Here is a 15,871-nt window from a genome sequence, read left to right as displayed (position 1 = left end):
CGCAGCAGACTGAAAATGCAGACGATTTGGAGGCGACATGTTCCTAGAGGACGTGATGAAGGCGCTGGCTCACCCGGCGCGCATGGAAATGCTGATTTGGCTCAAGGATCCCAAAGAGTACTTCGGGGTGCCCAAAGAAGACGCAACCGACGGCATTAGCGCCGGTCAGTTCGAGCGATCCGGCCTGTCACAATCCGCGGTTTCCGCCCATCTCGCGACCCTTCAGCGCGCGGGCCTCATCAGTTCCAAGCGTGTCGGCCAGCGGGTTCTCTATCGCCGCAATGAAGATGCCATCGCGGAGTTCGTCAAGACCTTGAATGGAACACTCTAAGGCCCCACATCGGGATCCCCAATGACCTTCCCATCATTGGAAACTCCCGAGAGGTTTCATGTCCAAGCTTTTTGAACCGACATCCGTCGGCACCATCCCCGTTTCGAACCGCATCGCCATGGCGCCGCTGACCCGCAACCGGTCACCGGGCGCGGTTCCGAACGATCTCAACGTCGAGTACTACCGCCAGCGTGCGACTGCGGGCTTGATCATCAGCGAAGGCACGGCGATCACCCACCAGGCGCAGGGCTATGCCGACGTTCCCGGTCTCTACAAGTCCGAAGCCATCGACGGTTGGAAGAAGGTCACCGACGCCGCGCATGCAGCAGGCGGCAAGATCGTCACCCAGCTCTGGCATGTCGGCCGCATCTCGCATACGAGCCTGCAGCCCGAGGGCGGCGCCCCGGTCGCTCCCTCCGCCATCGCGGCACAGTCCAAGACCTATATCCTCAATCCAGACGGTTCCGGCGCATTCGTCGAGACCTCCGAGCCGCGTGCTCTGGAAACGGCAGAACTGGCCGGCATCATCGAAGACTACCGCAGGGCGGCACGGGCTGCCATTGAAGGCGGCTTCGATGGGGTGGAGATCCACGCTGCCAACGGCTACCTGCTTGAACAGTTCATGCGTTCGAACAGCAACCAGCGCACGGATCAATACGGCGGCTCGATCGAAAACCGCATCCGCCTGACGCTGGAAGTCGTCGAAGCCGTGACCAGGGAAATCGGTGCAGAGAAGACCGGCATCCGCATTTCCCCGACCACCCCGGCGAACGATGTCTCCGACCCCGATCCGAAGGCCGTCTATACGGCACTCGTCGAGGCGCTGGCCAAGTTCGACCTCGCCTTCGTGCATGTCATCGAAGGCGCGACCGGCGGTCCGCGCGACGTCCTGCCTTTCGACTGGAAGGCCCTCAAGGCCGCCTATCGCAATGCTGGCGGCAAGGGTGCCTGGATCGCCAACAATGGCTATGACCGCGCGTCTGCGATCGACGCCGTCGAGAGCGGCTATGCCGACCTCGTCGCCTTCGGCCGCCCCTTCATCGCCAATCCGGATCTCGTCCGCCGCCTGAAGGAAGATGCGAGCCTCAACCCGCTGGATCAGGCCACGCTCTACGGCGGCGGCGCGGAAGGCTACACGACCTATCCGGCGCTTGCCTGACACGACGAGGGCACCCGGTTCTGCCGGGTGCCCTTCTGTCGGCGTCTGGGATTGTCAGGGCGCCAAACGGCCAACCATCCTGACGGCGATCAGCCCCATCAACAACCCATTGACCGGATGCAGCGCTCCCAGCATCGGCAACGCGTCACCGACCCCAGCCAGCGCGACCTGCAGCAAATAAACGGCAAACAACAGGGCGCCACTTCGGCGATACCCGCGCAGCGCTGGCGCCAGCGACAACAGAAAGAGCGCGAGCACCGGCAGTCCAAGCGCACCTCCCGTTGCCGCATGCAAGTCCCATCCTCCCCCGGCACCGAAGACCGTCATTCCGGCGAGGAAGAACTGCCCGGCGACACCGCCAAGCACCATGATCGCCAGTCCTCTGAAGACAAGCACCGGAAACGGCATGCTCGTGACCGCCGCACTCATTGTTCGCCTCCGGCGACACGCAGCATCGGATTGCGCATGGTCAGGTTATCGGAATCGACCAGGCAGCCGAGGCTCCGCAATGTCGCCTTGACCGCGCCATCGATCGGCGTATGGGGCTCTTCCCCAAGGAATTCGACGAGACGAGAATTGTCGAGCCGGATCGTTTCACGCCAGAGATAGCGCATCTCGTACAGTTCGCGGATCAGGGGCACAAAGGGACGGGCAAGTCCTGCCAGACGCCAGGGAAAACCGATGGTGAGCATGCGCTCTCGCTCCGTGGCCCGACCGATCGCCGCCACCATTTGCGTGCCATCCGGATCATAGAAGCCGTCCATGTGAAACCGGGCGAAGCGTGGCAGAGCATCAGCCCGATCAAGCAGTCGCATGAAGGTCTCAGCGACGTCAGGCAGATAGGCCCAGGCATGCCCCACACCCTTGCGCCCGGGATTGACGACGAAGCGCACGGGTTTGCCGGGCTGCACGAGGCCCTGCGCGAACCAATTGTTGCCGGCATCAGGCCCGAAGAAGTCCCCGGCGCGAACGATCAGCACGGGCACGCCCTCCGCCGCCGCCTGTTCCAGCCGCCGCTCGAGCTCCACCCGGATGCGGCCCTTCACCGTTTCCGGTTCCTGCCGACTGTCTTCGGCCACGAGCGGAAAGGTATCGCGGCCGAAATTATAGATCGTCCCCGGCATCAGGATTCGTGCCCCGACGGCGCGGGCAGCGGCAATCGTGTTGTCGATCATCGGCAGGACGAGCTCGCCCCAATTCCGATAGCCCGGTGGATTGACGCCGTGCACGATGATGCTTGCGCCTTCCGCCGCCCGCAAGACATCCTCGGCCCGTATTGCGTCACCCCTCACCCACTCGCAAGCCGGACGAGCAGATGTTTGGCGCTCCGGTGCGCGGTGCATGGCACGAACGCGGTAGCCGCGCTGCAGAAGAGCTGTCGCCAGCGCTCCCCCGATGCCGCCCGTTGCCCCGAGCACCAGTGCAAGCGGTCGCTCCAGCGATGTCATTGTCCTTATCTCTGTCATGCTCATCTCCTGTGATTGAAACTGGACTGAGTGTGACAGCGACTAACGATATGCAGAATTGCCAAAAAACGTTCAGTCGATATACAAATATGAATGATCATCGATCAAATCAGCTGGGATCACTACCGAACCTTTCTCGCCGTCCTCGAGACCGGGTCGCTGTCGGCCGCCGCTCGCAGACTGGGTTTGACCCAGCCCACGGCCGGCCGACATATCGAGGCTTTGGAACAGGCCTTTGGCGCGCCGCTTTTCCTACGCAGCCCACAGGGTCTGCTGCCCACGGAAAAGGCGCGCGCCATGCAGGGACATGCGCTTGGCATGGCCGCGATGTCGTCGGCTCTCGCTCGCATTGCGTCAGGCGACATGGAGGCGGTACGCGGCACCGTGCGCATTAGCGCCAGCGAGGTGATAGCAGTCGAAACTCTGCCCCCCATCCTCGCCCAGCTACAGGAGAAGCATCCGGGGCTGGAAATCGAGCTTTCGGCCTCCGATGCGGTTGAGGATCTGCTTCAGCAGGAGGCAGACATTGCCATTCGCATGGTCCAGCCCAGACAGGCCGCCTTGCTCAGCCAGCGGATCGGCAAGCTATCGCTCGGCTTTCACGCTCACCGACGCTATCTGGACCGCCACGGCTTGCCGACCGCCTTGAGCGATTTTGCAAGACACCGCCTGATCGGCTTCGACAGGCAGCTCGCCTATATCAGGGACATCCTCAAGGAGCGGCAGGATCTGGCTGGCATCGGCTTCGACTTCCGCGCCGACAGCAACCTGGTCCAGCTCGCCGCCATCCGTGCCGGGCTCGGCATCGGCATGTGCCAGCACGCCATCGCAGCCCGCGAACCAGACCTCGTGGAAGTCCTGCCAGGAACACTCGATATATCGCTCGAAACCTTCGTTGTGATGCACGAAAATCTGAAGGCCGTGCCGCGCTATCGCGCCACCTTCGATGCTTTGGTTTCCGGCCTCAACGACTGGAAGAGGCTGTCTCGCGACGCTCCGGCCGCCACCAAGACAAGTGGACTCACGACGTGAATGAACGACCTTAAACGGTTGAAAAGAATCACGTTCTTATACGGGCCATCAGGCAGGAGGTCTCTGTTCGTCGACAAAGGTATCGACGATCTCGACTTCCGGACGATCGCCGCCATCGCTGTATTCCTCGCGCCAGCGTCCTGTCTCATCCTGATAACTGATGGTCACCGGCTCGTCGCCGACCTGCTGCTCCAGCATGACGATGCGTGCGGCTTCAAGGGCCTGGTCATGGGTCGGGAACGCTTCCGAATAGGCGCCACCGAGCCGATAGGCCCAACCGCCATCATGAGGAACGATCTCGTAGATGATCTTCACCATGGCCTTCTCCTCCTAGGCTGAGAAAGAGTATTCCATCAAAACGGCTCCGGCGCAAACGGACGAGCGATCGGACGGGGAAGGACGACGACGCCGGTCCAGACCACCATGGTCGCCATGCCCCTGGTCGCAGCCGTGATCAATCTCAACGATGGCGAGACGAATGCAATCGAAGGCATGACCATTTTGGTCCTCTTCGCCACCTTCATCATGCTCGCCTTCCTCGGTCTCTGAACACGCATGATCAGCTCTGACTGCGGCATCCGACCACGGCTCCGTGAGCAATCAGGCTCGGAACTTTTGTCAAAAACCGCCGTTCCCTCCGCGAGGATCGGCCCCGACTGGGCCTCCCGCCGCATTGTCAACATGATGCAGACGATGATCGCCGCCGCGGGTGACCAGGGGGCCAACTCGGGAGTCGAACGTGAAGAGATTGGACGTGATCGATGGCATGCGGGGGTACTTCCTCGTCTTCATGCTGATCAACCATTTGGTATTCACCGGGGGCCTCTGGCTCGTCGAAATCAACCACCGCAACCTCGCCTTCGTCGAAGATGCCCAAGGCTTCGTCTTCCTGTCGGGCCTGCTGACCGGCATGGTCTACAGCCGCAAGATGATGAAGGACGGCTATACGGTCGGCCGCGACAAGATCTGGTCGCGGGCGCTGGAACTCTACCGTTATGCCATGGCGATCATTCTGATCGTGCTGGCCCTGCAGCTGGTCCTGCCGGGTGCGGTCACAGCCTGGAAGAACTGGTTGGGTGACGCAAGCCTGCTCGATCCGAGCTCGCTCGCGCCGGTCGCCACATTCCTCGTCCAGCCCACCTTCATGGACATCCTGCCGCAATACATCGCCTACATGGTCTTCGCCCCCGTCGTGATCTGGCTTTGCCTGCGCGGCCATTGGCTCGGCGTCGCCATCGGCTCCCTACTTGTCTGGCTGGCCGCTCAGCTTGGCCTGCACCGCATCGTCACCTATCCGCTGGATGCCTGGCTCGTCGGCGCGCCGGACAAGGAGGGCCTGCGCGTGTCCTTCAACCTGCTAGGTTGGCAGATCGTCTTCTTCGCCGGCATCATCGCCGGTACGTTGACCTCGATGAAGAAGATCGAGTGGCAGAAGGTCTTCGACCCCAAGCGCACGACGCTTGCCTGGACGGCGCTCGCGGTCACCCTCTTCTTCGCGCCACTCCGCATCGCAACCGCTCACGGCTTCATGCCCGGCTTTGTGCTCGAAAAATTCAGCCTGATGGAAGTCCGCGCCGATTTCGGACCGGTCTATCTGATCAACTTCGCAGCCGTCGCCTATGGAATGGCCTGGATCCTGATCGCTGGCCCGCGCCATGAGAATGCGGTCATCCGCAAGATCGCTTCTACGCTCACGAGCCTGTTCACGTTGAACTTCCTTCAGTTGCTCGGCCGCCATTCGCTGCAGATCTATGTCTGGCACGTGCTGATCGTCTATGCGGTCTATTACATCGACGCCCGGACACCGGAACTGTCGCAGCTGACCAAGACGGCCGTCACCATCGGCGCGCTCGCCATCCTCGCACTGCCGGCCTTGTGGCGGGACCGCGAGAAAGTTTTCGCCAACGCACCCTATGTCGGCAGCTGGATCAAAACTCCGGCATGAGCAAGAACCGTCAGAGCGGGCCACCAGGCCCGCTCTGACGTTGCGGAGACCTCTCCTCACCATCCGATAAAGAGAACTTGATCTGGCACGCTCTACCGAGGCGGAGCTTTCGGACCACTTCAGGCGTTGAACGGGTCCAATCATTCGACCAGGAGGAATTGATGAAGCGTATACCCCACATTCTTGCCGGAACCATGCTGAGCGTCAGCCTCGTCTCCCTTCCGGCCTTTGCCCAACAGCCCGGAACGCCAGTCGAGACCCAGGCACCGAACGCCCCGAACCAGGAACCGGCCTTTTCCGGTCAGACGAGAGCCCCGCAGCCACCGGAGGTTATCAACATCAAGACCGAAGTCGTTGCCGAGGGCCTGCCGCATCTCTGGGCGATGGAATTCCTGCCCGATGGCCGCATGCTTGTGACCGCCAAGCAGGGTGCCATGCATATCATCGGCACTGATGGCACGGCCGGCCCCGAGATCGCAAACGTTCCGGAAGTCCTCGCCGATGGCCAGGGCGGGCTACTCGATGTGGCTCTCGCGCCCGACTTTGAAAGCTCGGGCAGGATTTTCTTCTCCTTCGCCGAACCTCGGGATGACGACGGCAACGGCACATCGGTTGCCTCTGCACGCCTCGTTGCCGACGAACAGGGCGGCGGCGCCCTCGAAGACGTCACCGTAATCTTCCGCCAGACCCCGGGCTATGACGGCAACAAGCATTTCGGCTCCCGTCTCGCCTTCGGTCCGGAAGGTGAGCTCTATGTGACGGTCGGAGAGCGCTCAGATGCCGAGCCTCGCGTTCAGGCCCAGAACCTGCAGAGCGGCCTTGGCAAGATCTTCCGCATCAGCCAGACGGGTGAAGCCCTGGAAGGCAACCCCTTCATCGGCGAGGACGGCGCCCAGCCGGAAATCTGGTCGCTTGGTCACCGCAACCTCCAGTCAGCCACGATTGATGGTGAGGGCCGACTGTGGACGGTAGAGCATGGCCCCAAGGGCGGCGACGAGCTGAACCTTCCGGAGGCGGGCAAAAACTATGGCTGGCCGGAAGTCACCTACGGCGTCGAGTACAGTGGCGCCGCAGTGGGCGACGGCATCACCCAGATGGCCGACACCGAACAGCCAGTTTATTATTGGGACCCCGTCATCGCGCCCTCCGGCATGGCCTATTACGATGCCGACGCTATCCCCGAATGGAAGGGCGCTTTCCTCGTCGGCGGTCTCGTCAGCCAGGGTGTGGTCGTCCTGCACATGGAGAACGACCGGGTGAAGTTCGAGGAGCGCGTTGATCTCGATGCGCGTATCCGCGACGTGAAGGTTGGTCCCGATGGCGCAGTCTACGCCGTCACCGAACAGCGTGGCGGCGGCAACTCGACGATCATCAAGCTGACCAAGGGTTGATCATTATTGTCAAAGTAAAAGGGCCCGCAACGCGGGCCCTTTTCTTATGGTTTGAACCAGAAAATTGCTTACTTCAGCGAAGCGCAGAAGCGCTGGATGCGGCTGCAGGCCTCTTCCAGCTTGGCATTCGAGGTCGCGTAGGAAACGCGGAAGTTCGGGCCAAGGCCGAAGGACGAGCCGTGAACGGTCGCAACCCCTTCGGTCGCTAGCAGTTCCATGACGAAGTCCTCGTCCGTCTCGATGACCTTGCCCGACGGGGCGGTCTTGCCGATCAGCGCAGCACACGACGGATAGACATAGAAGGCGCCTTCCGGCTTCGGGCAAACGATGCCGGACGCCTGGTTGAGCATCGAAACGACGAGGTCACGGCGCTCTTCGAAAGCCTTCTTGGATTCCGTGATGAAGTCCTGCGGACCATTCAGCGCTTCGACGGCCGCCCACTGGGCAACCGAGCAGGCGCCAGACGTCTGCTGGCCCTGGATCATGTCCATCGCCTTGATCAGCGGCAGCGGGCCGGCTGCATAGCCGATACGCCAGCCGGTCATCGCATAGGCCTTGGACACGCCATTCATGGTCAGCGTCCGCTCGTAGAGTTCAGGCTCAACCTGGGCCGGGGTGTAGTAGACGAAATCGCCGAACACGAGATGTTCGTACATGTCATCGGTCAGAACCCAGACATGCGGGTGCTTCATCAGCACGTCGGTCAGCGCCTTCAGCTCTTCGCGGCTGTAGGCAGCACCCGACGGGTTGGACGGCGAGTTGAACATGAACCACTTGGTCTTCGGCGTGATCGCCTTGTCCAGCTGCTCGGCGGTCATCTTGAAATTGTTCTCGATCGTCGTCTCGACAGCGACCGGCGTGCCGCCGCACAGCGCGATCATTTCCGGATAGGAGACCCAGAATGGCGCGGGGATGATCACTTCATCTCCCGGATTGATCGTCGCCATGAAGGCGTTGAAAAGAATCTGCTTTCCGCCGGTGCCGACGATCACCTGCTCCGGCTTGTAGTCGAGACCGTTCTCGCGCTTGAACTTGTCGGCGATCGCCTTGCGCAGCTCCGGAATGCCGGCGACCGGCGTGTACTTCGTCTCGCCACGAGCAATGGCGGCAACGGCCGCGTCCTTGATATTCTGCGGCGTATCGAAGTCGGGCTCGCCGACGGAGAGCGAAATGACGTCTTTCCCCTGCGCTTTGAGTTCCCGGGCCATCTGCGTGACGGCGATGGTCGCGGAAGGCTTGATGCGGGAAAGGGCGTCGGCAAGGAAAGCCATTGTGCAGGTCCTGAGCTGATTGAACATCGACCCCGCTCTCCGGGGCCTCAGGTCCAAGCTCTATGGCGAAAGAGCCCCGGCCTTTCAAGCCAAAAGCACGGATGGCGCAAGAGATTTGCGTCACCATTCCAATGCGTCTGTGGGCACGAGTTCACAAGCACCGCCGAAATCACAATTCGAGTTGGGAAACGCCACAATTTCGTCGCCATGACGACGCGATCACACGGTTTCATGCGGTCAGGACAAGAATGTAGGTGCCTGTCATGGATTATGAATTGGAAGCATGCACGCCACCCTCAAGGCGAAGCCGTTCACTGGCCTGGCTCGCCGCTGCCAGCGGCTTGGCTTTGGCTCTCTTCATGTTCGGAAGTCCCGGTGCCGCCTCGCCGCCCAGCCAGGACAAGGTCATCGTGGCCCCGTCGGCTTCCACCATCTCGGCAGATCGCCTGACCACCGGAAGCATCGTCCCGGCCGCCCCTGTCCGACTGGTCGATGTCCCGGCCTCAGCAGTTGAGCACCTGCCCCTCCCGCAGAAGGAGCGCCATGTGCTGATCGTTCTCCTCTTCGCCTGCTTCACGGTCATGGCAGCCGGTGGCTTCGCCCTTTGGAAGCGCGGATGGCAGGAAATCGTCCAAGGCGAAAACAGCGATCAGCGGTAAGCGGCAGGTCGAACATCTGGATCTGGAATGCCGACGCCAGCTGCACACTTCGCCTTCAAAACTACGTCATGAGGCGGGCGCCGGCTGTGAAACGCCTTGCCAGCTGCATTTCAGTCCCCATCTTCTCGACGAGCAATCGATGGCTGTGAGGAGATGATGATGCTGAACCCCTTCGACAGAATCGCACGGCTGTGCGTGCCCGTCCTTGCCATATCGGTTGCGACGTCCGCATTGGCAGAAGAGCCCCGGGAGATCCGGGCCGGAGACGTCACCATCGAGGTCACCAGCATCGCCGAGGGCCTCGAAAACCCCTGGTCGGTTGAAGTGCTGCCGGATGGGGCGTTCATCGTCACCGAGCGTCCCGGCCGCATGCGGATCATTCGTGATGGTGAAGTCGGTCGTCCGCTGGGCGGCTTGCCGAGGATAGCAGCCGTTGGCCAGGGTGGACTGCTCGACCTCGCCCTCTCTCCCGACTTCGCCAAAAGCCGCCGTCTCTTCTTTACCGCAGCCGCCCCCGGTCCGGGTGGACAGGGCACGGCTGTCTTCTCCGCTCGCCTGAGCGCAAACGAACGACGCCTCGAGGATGTCCGTCGGATCTTTCTCATGAACAAGCTGACTGGCGCCGGCCAGCATTTTGGATCCCGGATCGCTGTCGCCGCTGATGGCAGCCTGTTTTTCGGCATCGGCGATCGTGGAGAACCGGACCGCGCCCAGGATCAGGGCGATCACGCCGGCAAGATCATCCGCATCAATGCCGACGGCACCCCTTCTTCCGCCAACCCCAGCGGGCAACTTCTTCCCGAAGTCTGGTCCAGCGGTCACCGCAATCCACAAGGCATAGTCATCGATCCCGCCGACAACAGGCTTTATTCCGTCGAACATGGCGCGCGCGGCGGTGACGAAATCAATGCACCCGAAGCAGGCAACAACTATGGCTGGCCGGTCATCTCCTATGGCAAGCACTATTCCGGCGCCGAAATCGGCATCGGTCAGTCTGCCGATGGCTACGAGCAGCCGCTTCACTACTGGGACCCGTCGATCGCGCCGGGAGCGCTAGCGATCTACCGCGGCGCCATGTTCCCGGAATGGGAAGGCGACTTCCTGGTCGCCGCATTGAAATATCAGCTGATCGCCCGCATCGAGCGCAACGATGACGGCTCGATCGGCAAAGAAGAACGCATTCTGCAAGGCGACTACGGCCGCATTCGCGACGTGAAGGTCGCGCCAGACGGCTCCATCCTGCTGGTGACCGACGAAGAGGATGGACAGCTTCTACGCCTTACCCGTGCTGGCCAGAGTTGAGGAACGCCGCGAACCTGTTATCCGCCGGGCATTTGCCCCATGTTTGGGGCCAATTTGCCTGACAAGCTTGGCCCCCGCAGGATGCGAGACCGTCGAACACGGAAAATTTTCACCCGCAAATTTCCGTGTTCGAGAGGGGTTTTGTCTCAATCTCCATCGCAAGCGATGCAAATTTTCTTCGAAATGGCGTGACGAGGCCTTGCGACGGTAACGAATCACTCCATTCACACTGAAAACAAAGGAGTCTCGCCCCGGACAGGGTTAAAACTTTCGCTTGCCAATTTCCGACAAACCAAGCAATCTTCGCGCGTTCGGGCAATTTTGAGAGCATGGGAAGACCTATAAATGAGTGCGCGCCGGGGACGCTATAACAACCCCGGGCAGGCTAACTTGACAGGATGGAAACATCGTCGGGAGTTAGACTGCGGTAACAGGGCCCCTTTCCTCTAATTTCGACAAATGCCTGTCGCTCACCCGCTTGCGGGTACATTGCAATGCTGCCCCGCCGAATATGGGCAGAGAGAAAAGGACCTGACGCATGGCCGAGACTGGCACTGTAAAGTTTTTTAATACCGACAAGGGCTTTGGCTTCATCAAGCCCGACAATGGCGGCGCGGACATCTTCGTCCATATTTCCGCCGTTCAGGCATCGGGCCTGTCGGGCCTGACCGAAAACCAGAAGGTCAGCTTCGACACCGAACCCGATCGCCGTGGCAAGGGCCCTAAGGCCGTAAACCTGCAGATCTCCGGCTGATTTTACCCGGTTTTCTACGAATTGCGGCCCGGCATTCATGCCGGGTTTTTTCGTTCAGCCTGCGTTCAGGCAAAGCCTCCTAGATTGCGATCATCGCCGACGGCCCGAACAGCCACACCGGCTCAGGTAATTTCGCAAGGTCGAGGAACGACGTCATGATGAAATTCGCGCAACACGCACTTCTCGCGGCTGCAGTCACCCTGACGCCGATCGCCGCGGCAAGCCAGGCCGAAGCCGGCGACCGCCATTATCGCCACCGCAGCGACGATGCCCTGGCACTGGGCGTCATCGGTCTCGCAACCGGAATGATCGTCGGCTCCGCACTCGCAAGCCCGCCGCCGCAGCGCCGCGTCTATATCGATCGCCCCGTCTCGGTCTATGACGAGCCCGGCTACTACGTCGATGATTATCCGCCGCCGCCGCGCCATACCTATCGCCCGCGCCCAGTTTACCAGCAGCCGCGCCCGGTGGTTCAGTCCTATGGCGTCGAGCCCTGGACCGGCGCCTGGTATGACTACTGCTCGCAGCGCTATCGGAGCTTCAACCCGCGGACCGGCACCTTCGTCGGTTATGACGGCAGAACCCACTTCTGCACGGCCCGCTAAGGGCCGTAACCGCACCGCAGAATGACAAAAGCGCCGGTCACCCGGCGCTTTTTCTCGTTCAGAGCCCCTGGATGAAGGGATTGGATCGGCGTTCGTCGCCGATGCGGCTGCCGGGCCCATGGCCGCAGATGAAACCGACGTCGTCCCCGAGCGGCAGCACCTTGTCGCGGATCGAGTTCATCAGGGTCTGGTGGTCGCCACCCGGCAGATCGGTTCGTCCGACCGAGCCGCTGAACAAGACGTCGCCGAGATGGGCAAACTTCTGGTCGCGGTTGAAGTAGATGACATGCCCTGGGGCGTGGCCCGGGCAGTGGTAGACCTCGAATGTATGGTCGCCGAAGCTGACCGTATCGCCGTCTTCGAGCCACCGGTCGGGAAGCACGCTGCGCAATCCCGAAATGCCGTAGCTCGCCGCCTGCGTCTCGATGCGCTGCAGAAGCGGCAGGTCGTCCTTGTGCGGTCCGATGATGGTGAGCCCCGTCTTTTCCTTGAGCTCGGCAGCACCTCCCGCATGATCGAGATGCCCGTGCGTCAGCCAGATCGCCTTGAGGGTCAGTCCATTCTCCGCAATCACCTGCAGGATGACATCCACGTCCCCACCCGGATCGACGATCACGCCCTCGCGCGTTTCATCATCGAACAGGATCGTACAATTCTGCTGGAAAGGGGTAACCGGGATGATGCCCGCCTGTATCTGTCCCATGGGCTCGCTATCCTTCTGATCGTGATTGACATGCGCTCTATCATGCCAGACCGAAGAGAGAAACCGCGACGAACTCACAGGGTTTAGGCTTAACGGGACAGGCCGTAGACCTGAGAGACGGGTGACGCCGGAAGCAGGGAAGCCTGGGCAACGAGAAAGCTCGCCACCATCAGCTTGGCGGTGAATACGAAGATCGCAACGGGACGAAGGCTGGGGCTTGCAGTAATCTGGGCGGTACGGTCACGGTTCATCATGGCGCGAATCCTCTCTCCTTCGGCAAAGCCTGGCCGAAGCTGCTTGTCCGGAACTTGTGATTGATCAGTGCAGTGGTAACGAGCATGGCGGCCATAGGTTTCCCGACCGTCGCCTAACCTGTGCGATCAGCGTAAATTTGTTGGAAATTTGCTACACTTGCGCATAGTTTTGCCGGCAATCCCCGTCAGGGAGACGAGGAAGAACGGTTAGTCGCTTCATGCGGCTTAGCCTTCGGGAAAGCATCGCCCCTGGGCGATGAGGGTAATAACCGGCGATGGCGCTCGCGTCTGCGCCGGAGGAAAGGAATGACGAGCGTGGCCCGACAGTCTGCGACGAAGACTGCCAAGAAAATCCTGCCGGATCTGCCGGTGGTCGATGACAAGTCGATCGACTTCGAAACCATCGAAAGCCTGTTTTTTGCCTATCGTGATTTCGTGTCCGATCCGGATGCCATCCTTGCCAAGCTCGGTTACGGACGCGCCCACCACCGCGTCGTGCATTTCGTCAGCCGCCGTCCAGGCATGACCGTTGCCGACTTGCTCGGCATCCTGCAGATCACCAAGCAGAGCCTGGCCCGGGTTTTGAAGGAACTGATCGACAGCGGCTATATCAGGCAGATGGCGGGTCCCGCCGACCGCCGCCAGCGCCGACTTTATCCGACGCTTGCCGGGCGCGAACTGTCGCTGGCGCTTTCCGAGCCGCAATCGCGCCGCATTGCGCATGCGATGGAGGGCATGACATCGGACGAACGCGCCACCGTGCGGCGCTTCCTCGAAGGCATGCAGAAACAGACCGTGACCCAGCCTCTCGAAACGGATGGAGCAGACTGACGTGTCGAAGAAGATCGAGCTGACCGACGACGCCCCGCATCTCCTTGTGGTCGACGACGACACGCGCATTCGCGACCTCTTGCATCGGTTCTTGACGGAGAAAGGATTCCGCGTTTCCGTCGCTGCCGATGCCGCCGAGGCGCGCCGCAAGCTTGAAGGCCTGAGCTTCGACCTCCTCGTCCTCGATGTGATGATGCCGGGCGAATCCGGCCTTTCGCTCACCCAGAGCCTCTCCGACGACAAGCGCGCGCCGGTCATTCTGCTGACCGCCCGCTCGGAGGCCGACAGCCGCATTGCAGGCCTCGAAGCCGGTGCTGACGACTACCTCGCCAAACCCTTCGATCCGCGGGAACTGGTGCTCAGGATCAACAATATTCTCAAGCGCAACATGAACCCCGATGCACCAAAGATCGAGCAGGTCATGTTCGGTCCCTACACCTTCTCGGTCCTGCGCAAGGAACTGCGCAAAGGTGCGGAGGTCATCCGCCTGACAGACCGCGAACAGGACATCATGTATCTCTTCGCGACGCGGGCCGGCGATACGATCCCGCGCCACGAACTGGTCGGCAACGACGCGGAGGTTGGCGAGCGCACGATCGACGTCCAGATCAATCGCCTGCGGCGCAAGATCGAGGATGATCCCGCCAACCCCGTCTGGCTGCAGACGGTGCGCGGCATCGGTTATCGCCTCAGCATGGACTGAGGCCGCGGCAACGGCGCGCGATGCGCCGAGGAAGTGTAGCATATGACGCTGTTCGATCAGATCCGGCGAGATCACGACCGCAGCCCGGCGACCGGCCTGAAGGGCTCTCTCCGCTGGCTGCGTCATCGGCTGCCGACCGGCATCTATGCCCGCTCGCTGTTGATCATCATCCTGCCGATGCTGATCCTGCAGACGGTCGTTGCCTTCGTCTTCATGGAGCGTCACTGGCAGCTGGTGACGGAACGATTGTCCGCAGCGGTTACCCGCGATATCGCGGCCGTCATTGAGCTCATCGAGCTCTATCCGGACCGCGAGGATTTTGACAAGATCGTCAACGTCGCGGCCAGTCGCCTGAACCTGATGGTCTCCCTGGAGCCTGGCACGGAATTGCCGTCGCCCCGGCCGCGCCCCTTCTTCTCCATTCTCGACCAGATCCTCTCGGACGAAATCGCCGCGCAGATCCGCCGTCCCTTCTGGATCGACACGGTGGGGACATCTCGCCTCGTCGAGATCCGCGTCGTCCTTGACGACCAAACCCTGCGCATCTTTGCGCCGCGCAATTCCGCCTATGCCTCGAATACCCACATCTTTATCGTCTGGATGGTCTCGACGGCGCTGGTGCTGATCGCCATTTCCATTCTCTTCCTGCGCGGCCAGATCCGCCCGATTATGGCCTTGGCCAACGCCGCCGAGAGCTTCGGCAAGGGACAGCGTCCGCCGGAAGACTTCTCGCCGCGCGGAGCAGACGAAGTGCGCCGCGCCGGCCTTGCCTTCATCCTGATGCGTGAGCGCATCGAACGTCAGATGGAACAGCGTACCGCCATGCTGGCGGGCGTCAGCCACGACCTGCGCACCATCCTGACCCGTTTTCGCCTGCAGCTCGCGCTCGCCGGTGACGGGCCGGAAATCGATAGCCTGAACCAGGACATCGACGACATGCAGAGCATGCTCGAAGGCTATCTCGATTTCGCCAAAGGAGAGGTCGAGGAAGACGTCGGTACACTCGATCTTCGCGACCTCTTCGAGCGCGTCGCAGCCGACTTCAGCCTGCACGACCGCGCTTTCTCCTGGACACTGGAGGGCGAGGCGCTGGTCCATGTGCGTCCCAACGCCTTCACGCGTCTGGTGACCAACCTCGCCTCCAATGCGCGACGCTACGCACACAGGCTCGACATCGACGCCCGGCACACGGCCAAGTGGCTGGTGATTGTCTTCGATGACGACGGCCCGGGCATTCCGAAGGAAGCGCGCGACGATGTCTTCAAGCCCTTCTATCGCCTCGATGAAGCGCGCAATCTCGATGCCTCCGGCACCGGTCTCGGCCTCGCCATCGCCCGCGACATCGCCCGCAGCCACGGCGGCAACGTCACGCTCGAAGACAGCCCGCTCGGTGGCCTGCGCGCCATTATCCGGGTCCCGGTCTGAGATTGTTCAGGCCAAGAAAAAGGGGCCCGAAGGCCCCTTG

The 15,871-nt window shown here is 61.5% G+C and carries 18 protein-coding genes and 1 pseudogene; 13 read left to right on the top strand and 6 right to left on the bottom strand.

Annotation, left to right across the window (positions count from 1 at the left end; genetic code table 11):
- Nucleotides 1-37: 37 nt before the first annotated feature.
- Nucleotides 38-331, top strand: coding sequence for an ArsR/SmtB family transcription factor (locus tag BSY240_RS21770; protein WP_054151538.1), 294 nt, complete (start codon nt 38-40; stop codon nt 329-331).
- Nucleotides 332-389: 58 nt separating this feature from the next.
- Nucleotides 390-1,490 carry an alkene reductase gene (locus BSY240_RS21765; RefSeq protein WP_069043722.1) on the top strand — a complete coding sequence of 367 codons (1,101 nt, stop codon included), beginning with the start codon at nt 390-392 and terminating at the stop codon, nt 1,488-1,490.
- 54 nt (nt 1,491-1,544) lie between these two features.
- Here BSY240_RS21765 and BSY240_RS21760 read toward each other — a convergent pair whose 3' ends face one another.
- Both BSY240_RS21760 and BSY240_RS21755 read right to left on the bottom strand, forming a co-directional pair.
- Nucleotides 1,545-1,919 carry a DUF6220 domain-containing protein gene (locus BSY240_RS21760; protein WP_054151536.1) on the bottom strand — a complete coding sequence of 125 codons (375 nt, stop codon included), beginning with the start codon at nt 1,917-1,919 and terminating at the stop codon, nt 1,545-1,547.
- Nucleotides 1,916-2,956, bottom strand: a complete 1,041-nt coding sequence (locus tag BSY240_RS21755; protein ID WP_069043721.1) for an NAD(P)H-binding protein — start codon at nt 2,954-2,956, stop codon at nt 1,916-1,918. Before BSY240_RS21755 ends, BSY240_RS21760 begins: the two co-directional genes overlap by 4 nt.
- Before the next feature lie 93 nt (nt 2,957-3,049).
- Between BSY240_RS21755 and BSY240_RS21750 the strand changes: the two genes are divergently transcribed.
- Nucleotides 3,050-3,988: a LysR family transcriptional regulator gene (locus BSY240_RS21750; RefSeq protein WP_069043720.1), complete on the top strand. Its 939-nt coding sequence runs from the start codon at nt 3,050-3,052 to the stop codon at nt 3,986-3,988.
- A 48-nt stretch (nt 3,989-4,036) separates the two neighbouring features.
- Here BSY240_RS21750 and BSY240_RS21745 read toward each other — a convergent pair whose 3' ends face one another.
- Nucleotides 4,037-4,306, bottom strand: a complete 270-nt coding sequence (locus tag BSY240_RS21745; RefSeq protein WP_054151533.1) for a DUF2188 domain-containing protein — start codon at nt 4,304-4,306, stop codon at nt 4,037-4,039.
- Between the two features lie 87 nt (nt 4,307-4,393).
- Here BSY240_RS21745 and BSY240_RS24005 point away from each other — a divergent pair.
- The 3 genes and pseudogenes from BSY240_RS24005 to BSY240_RS21735 form a co-directional block, all read left to right on the top strand.
- A pseudogene (locus tag BSY240_RS24005) lies at nt 4,394-4,537 on the top strand (calcium:proton antiporter); the annotation flags it as partial.
- Between the two features lie 190 nt (nt 4,538-4,727).
- A complete protein-coding gene (locus BSY240_RS21740) occupies nt 4,728-5,933 on the top strand; it encodes an OpgC family protein (protein WP_069043719.1) in 1,206 nt (401 codons plus the stop codon).
- A 161-nt stretch (nt 5,934-6,094) separates the two neighbouring features.
- Entirely contained in the window at nt 6,095-7,324 is a 1,230-nt protein-coding gene (locus tag BSY240_RS21735; protein WP_069043718.1) for a PQQ-dependent sugar dehydrogenase, read from the top strand.
- A gap of 68 nt (nt 7,325-7,392) precedes the next feature.
- Here BSY240_RS21735 and BSY240_RS21730 read toward each other — a convergent pair whose 3' ends face one another.
- Complete coding sequence (locus BSY240_RS21730; RefSeq protein ID WP_069043717.1) at nt 7,393-8,595, bottom strand: pyridoxal phosphate-dependent aminotransferase; 1,203 nt, start codon at nt 8,593-8,595, stop codon at nt 7,393-7,395.
- 263 nt (nt 8,596-8,858) lie between these two features.
- Between BSY240_RS21730 and BSY240_RS21725 the strand changes: the two genes are divergently transcribed.
- From BSY240_RS21725 to BSY240_RS21710, 4 genes are all read left to right on the top strand, one after another.
- Nucleotides 8,859-9,254 carry a hypothetical protein gene (locus BSY240_RS21725; RefSeq protein WP_069043716.1) on the top strand — a complete coding sequence of 132 codons (396 nt, stop codon included), beginning with the start codon at nt 8,859-8,861 and terminating at the stop codon, nt 9,252-9,254.
- Nucleotides 9,255-9,407: 153 nt separating this feature from the next.
- Complete coding sequence (locus BSY240_RS21720) at nt 9,408-10,556, top strand: PQQ-dependent sugar dehydrogenase (RefSeq protein WP_083229697.1); 1,149 nt, start codon at nt 9,408-9,410, stop codon at nt 10,554-10,556.
- A 538-nt stretch (nt 10,557-11,094) separates the two neighbouring features.
- A complete protein-coding gene (locus BSY240_RS21715; RefSeq protein WP_006725577.1) occupies nt 11,095-11,310 on the top strand; it encodes a cold-shock protein in 216 nt (71 codons plus the stop codon).
- 155 nt (nt 11,311-11,465) lie between these two features.
- Complete coding sequence (locus BSY240_RS21710; RefSeq protein ID WP_069043714.1) at nt 11,466-11,915, top strand: BA14K family protein; 450 nt, start codon at nt 11,466-11,468, stop codon at nt 11,913-11,915.
- Nucleotides 11,916-11,973: 58 nt separating this feature from the next.
- Here BSY240_RS21710 and BSY240_RS21705 read toward each other — a convergent pair whose 3' ends face one another.
- Nucleotides 11,974-12,618: an MBL fold metallo-hydrolase gene (locus BSY240_RS21705; protein WP_054151527.1), complete on the bottom strand. Its 645-nt coding sequence runs from the start codon at nt 12,616-12,618 to the stop codon at nt 11,974-11,976.
- A gap of 89 nt (nt 12,619-12,707) precedes the next feature.
- The gene (locus BSY240_RS24235; RefSeq protein WP_153762508.1) at nt 12,708-12,872 is read right to left on the bottom strand and encodes a hypothetical protein; all 165 of its coding nucleotides are present in this window, start codon (nt 12,870-12,872) and stop codon (nt 12,708-12,710) included.
- 306 nt (nt 12,873-13,178) lie between these two features.
- Here BSY240_RS24235 and BSY240_RS21700 point away from each other — a divergent pair, with 306 nt between their 5' ends.
- From BSY240_RS21700 to BSY240_RS21690, 3 genes are read left to right on the top strand one after another with little or no spacing between them, the layout of a single operon-like run.
- The gene (locus tag BSY240_RS21700) at nt 13,179-13,703 is read left to right on the top strand and encodes a MarR family winged helix-turn-helix transcriptional regulator (RefSeq protein ID WP_054151526.1); all 525 of its coding nucleotides are present in this window, start codon (nt 13,179-13,181) and stop codon (nt 13,701-13,703) included.
- Between the two features lies 1 nt (nt 13,704).
- Nucleotides 13,705-14,406, top strand: a complete 702-nt coding sequence (locus BSY240_RS21695) for a response regulator (RefSeq protein WP_236759292.1) — start codon at nt 13,705-13,707, stop codon at nt 14,404-14,406.
- A gap of 42 nt (nt 14,407-14,448) precedes the next feature.
- Nucleotides 14,449-15,831, top strand: a complete 1,383-nt coding sequence (locus BSY240_RS21690) for an ATP-binding protein (protein ID WP_054151524.1) — start codon at nt 14,449-14,451, stop codon at nt 15,829-15,831.
- The last annotated feature ends 40 nt before the right edge of the window (nt 15,832-15,871 follow it).

This window comes from Agrobacterium sp. RAC06, from assembly GCF_001713475.1.
Classification (GTDB): Bacteria; Pseudomonadota; Alphaproteobacteria; order Rhizobiales; family Rhizobiaceae; genus Allorhizobium.
Note: the sequence above shows the minus strand (reverse complement) of the source record. Positions and strands in the feature narration are given on the sequence as shown.

What these genes read in the sequence shown, in the direction of transcription:
- BSY240_RS21690 (WP_054151524.1), top strand. Translation starts at nt 14,449, where the DNA reads ATGACGCTGTTCGATCAGATCCGGCGAGATCACGACCGCAGCCCGGCG.
- BSY240_RS21750 (WP_069043720.1), top strand. Translation starts at nt 3,050, where the DNA reads ATGATCATCGATCAAATCAGCTGGGATCACTACCGAACCTTTCTCGCC.
- BSY240_RS21715 (WP_006725577.1), top strand. Translation starts at nt 11,095, where the DNA reads ATGGCCGAGACTGGCACTGTAAAGTTTTTTAATACCGACAAGGGCTTT.
- BSY240_RS21705 (WP_054151527.1), bottom strand. Translation starts at nt 12,618, where the DNA reads ATGGGACAGATACAGGCGGGCATCATCCCGGTTACCCCTTTCCAGCAG.
- BSY240_RS21720 (WP_083229697.1), top strand. Translation starts at nt 9,408, where the DNA reads ATGATGATGCTGAACCCCTTCGACAGAATCGCACGGCTGTGCGTGCCC.
- BSY240_RS21745 (WP_054151533.1), bottom strand. Translation starts at nt 4,306, where the DNA reads ATGGTGAAGATCATCTACGAGATCGTTCCTCATGATGGCGGTTGGGCC.
- BSY240_RS21710 (WP_069043714.1), top strand. Translation starts at nt 11,466, where the DNA reads ATGATGAAATTCGCGCAACACGCACTTCTCGCGGCTGCAGTCACCCTG.
- BSY240_RS21735 (WP_069043718.1), top strand. Translation starts at nt 6,095, where the DNA reads ATGAAGCGTATACCCCACATTCTTGCCGGAACCATGCTGAGCGTCAGC.
- BSY240_RS24235 (WP_153762508.1), bottom strand. Translation starts at nt 12,872, where the DNA reads ATGATGAACCGTGACCGTACCGCCCAGATTACTGCAAGCCCCAGCCTT.
- BSY240_RS21725 (WP_069043716.1), top strand. Translation starts at nt 8,859, where the DNA reads ATGGATTATGAATTGGAAGCATGCACGCCACCCTCAAGGCGAAGCCGT.
- BSY240_RS21755 (WP_069043721.1), bottom strand. Translation starts at nt 2,956, where the DNA reads ATGACAGAGATAAGGACAATGACATCGCTGGAGCGACCGCTTGCACTG.
- BSY240_RS21700 (WP_054151526.1), top strand. Translation starts at nt 13,179, where the DNA reads ATGACGAGCGTGGCCCGACAGTCTGCGACGAAGACTGCCAAGAAAATC.
- BSY240_RS21765 (WP_069043722.1), top strand. Translation starts at nt 390, where the DNA reads ATGTCCAAGCTTTTTGAACCGACATCCGTCGGCACCATCCCCGTTTCG.
- BSY240_RS21770 (WP_054151538.1), top strand. Translation starts at nt 38, where the DNA reads ATGTTCCTAGAGGACGTGATGAAGGCGCTGGCTCACCCGGCGCGCATG.
- BSY240_RS21730 (WP_069043717.1), bottom strand. Translation starts at nt 8,595, where the DNA reads ATGGCTTTCCTTGCCGACGCCCTTTCCCGCATCAAGCCTTCCGCGACC.
- BSY240_RS21760 (WP_054151536.1), bottom strand. Translation starts at nt 1,919, where the DNA reads ATGAGTGCGGCGGTCACGAGCATGCCGTTTCCGGTGCTTGTCTTCAGA.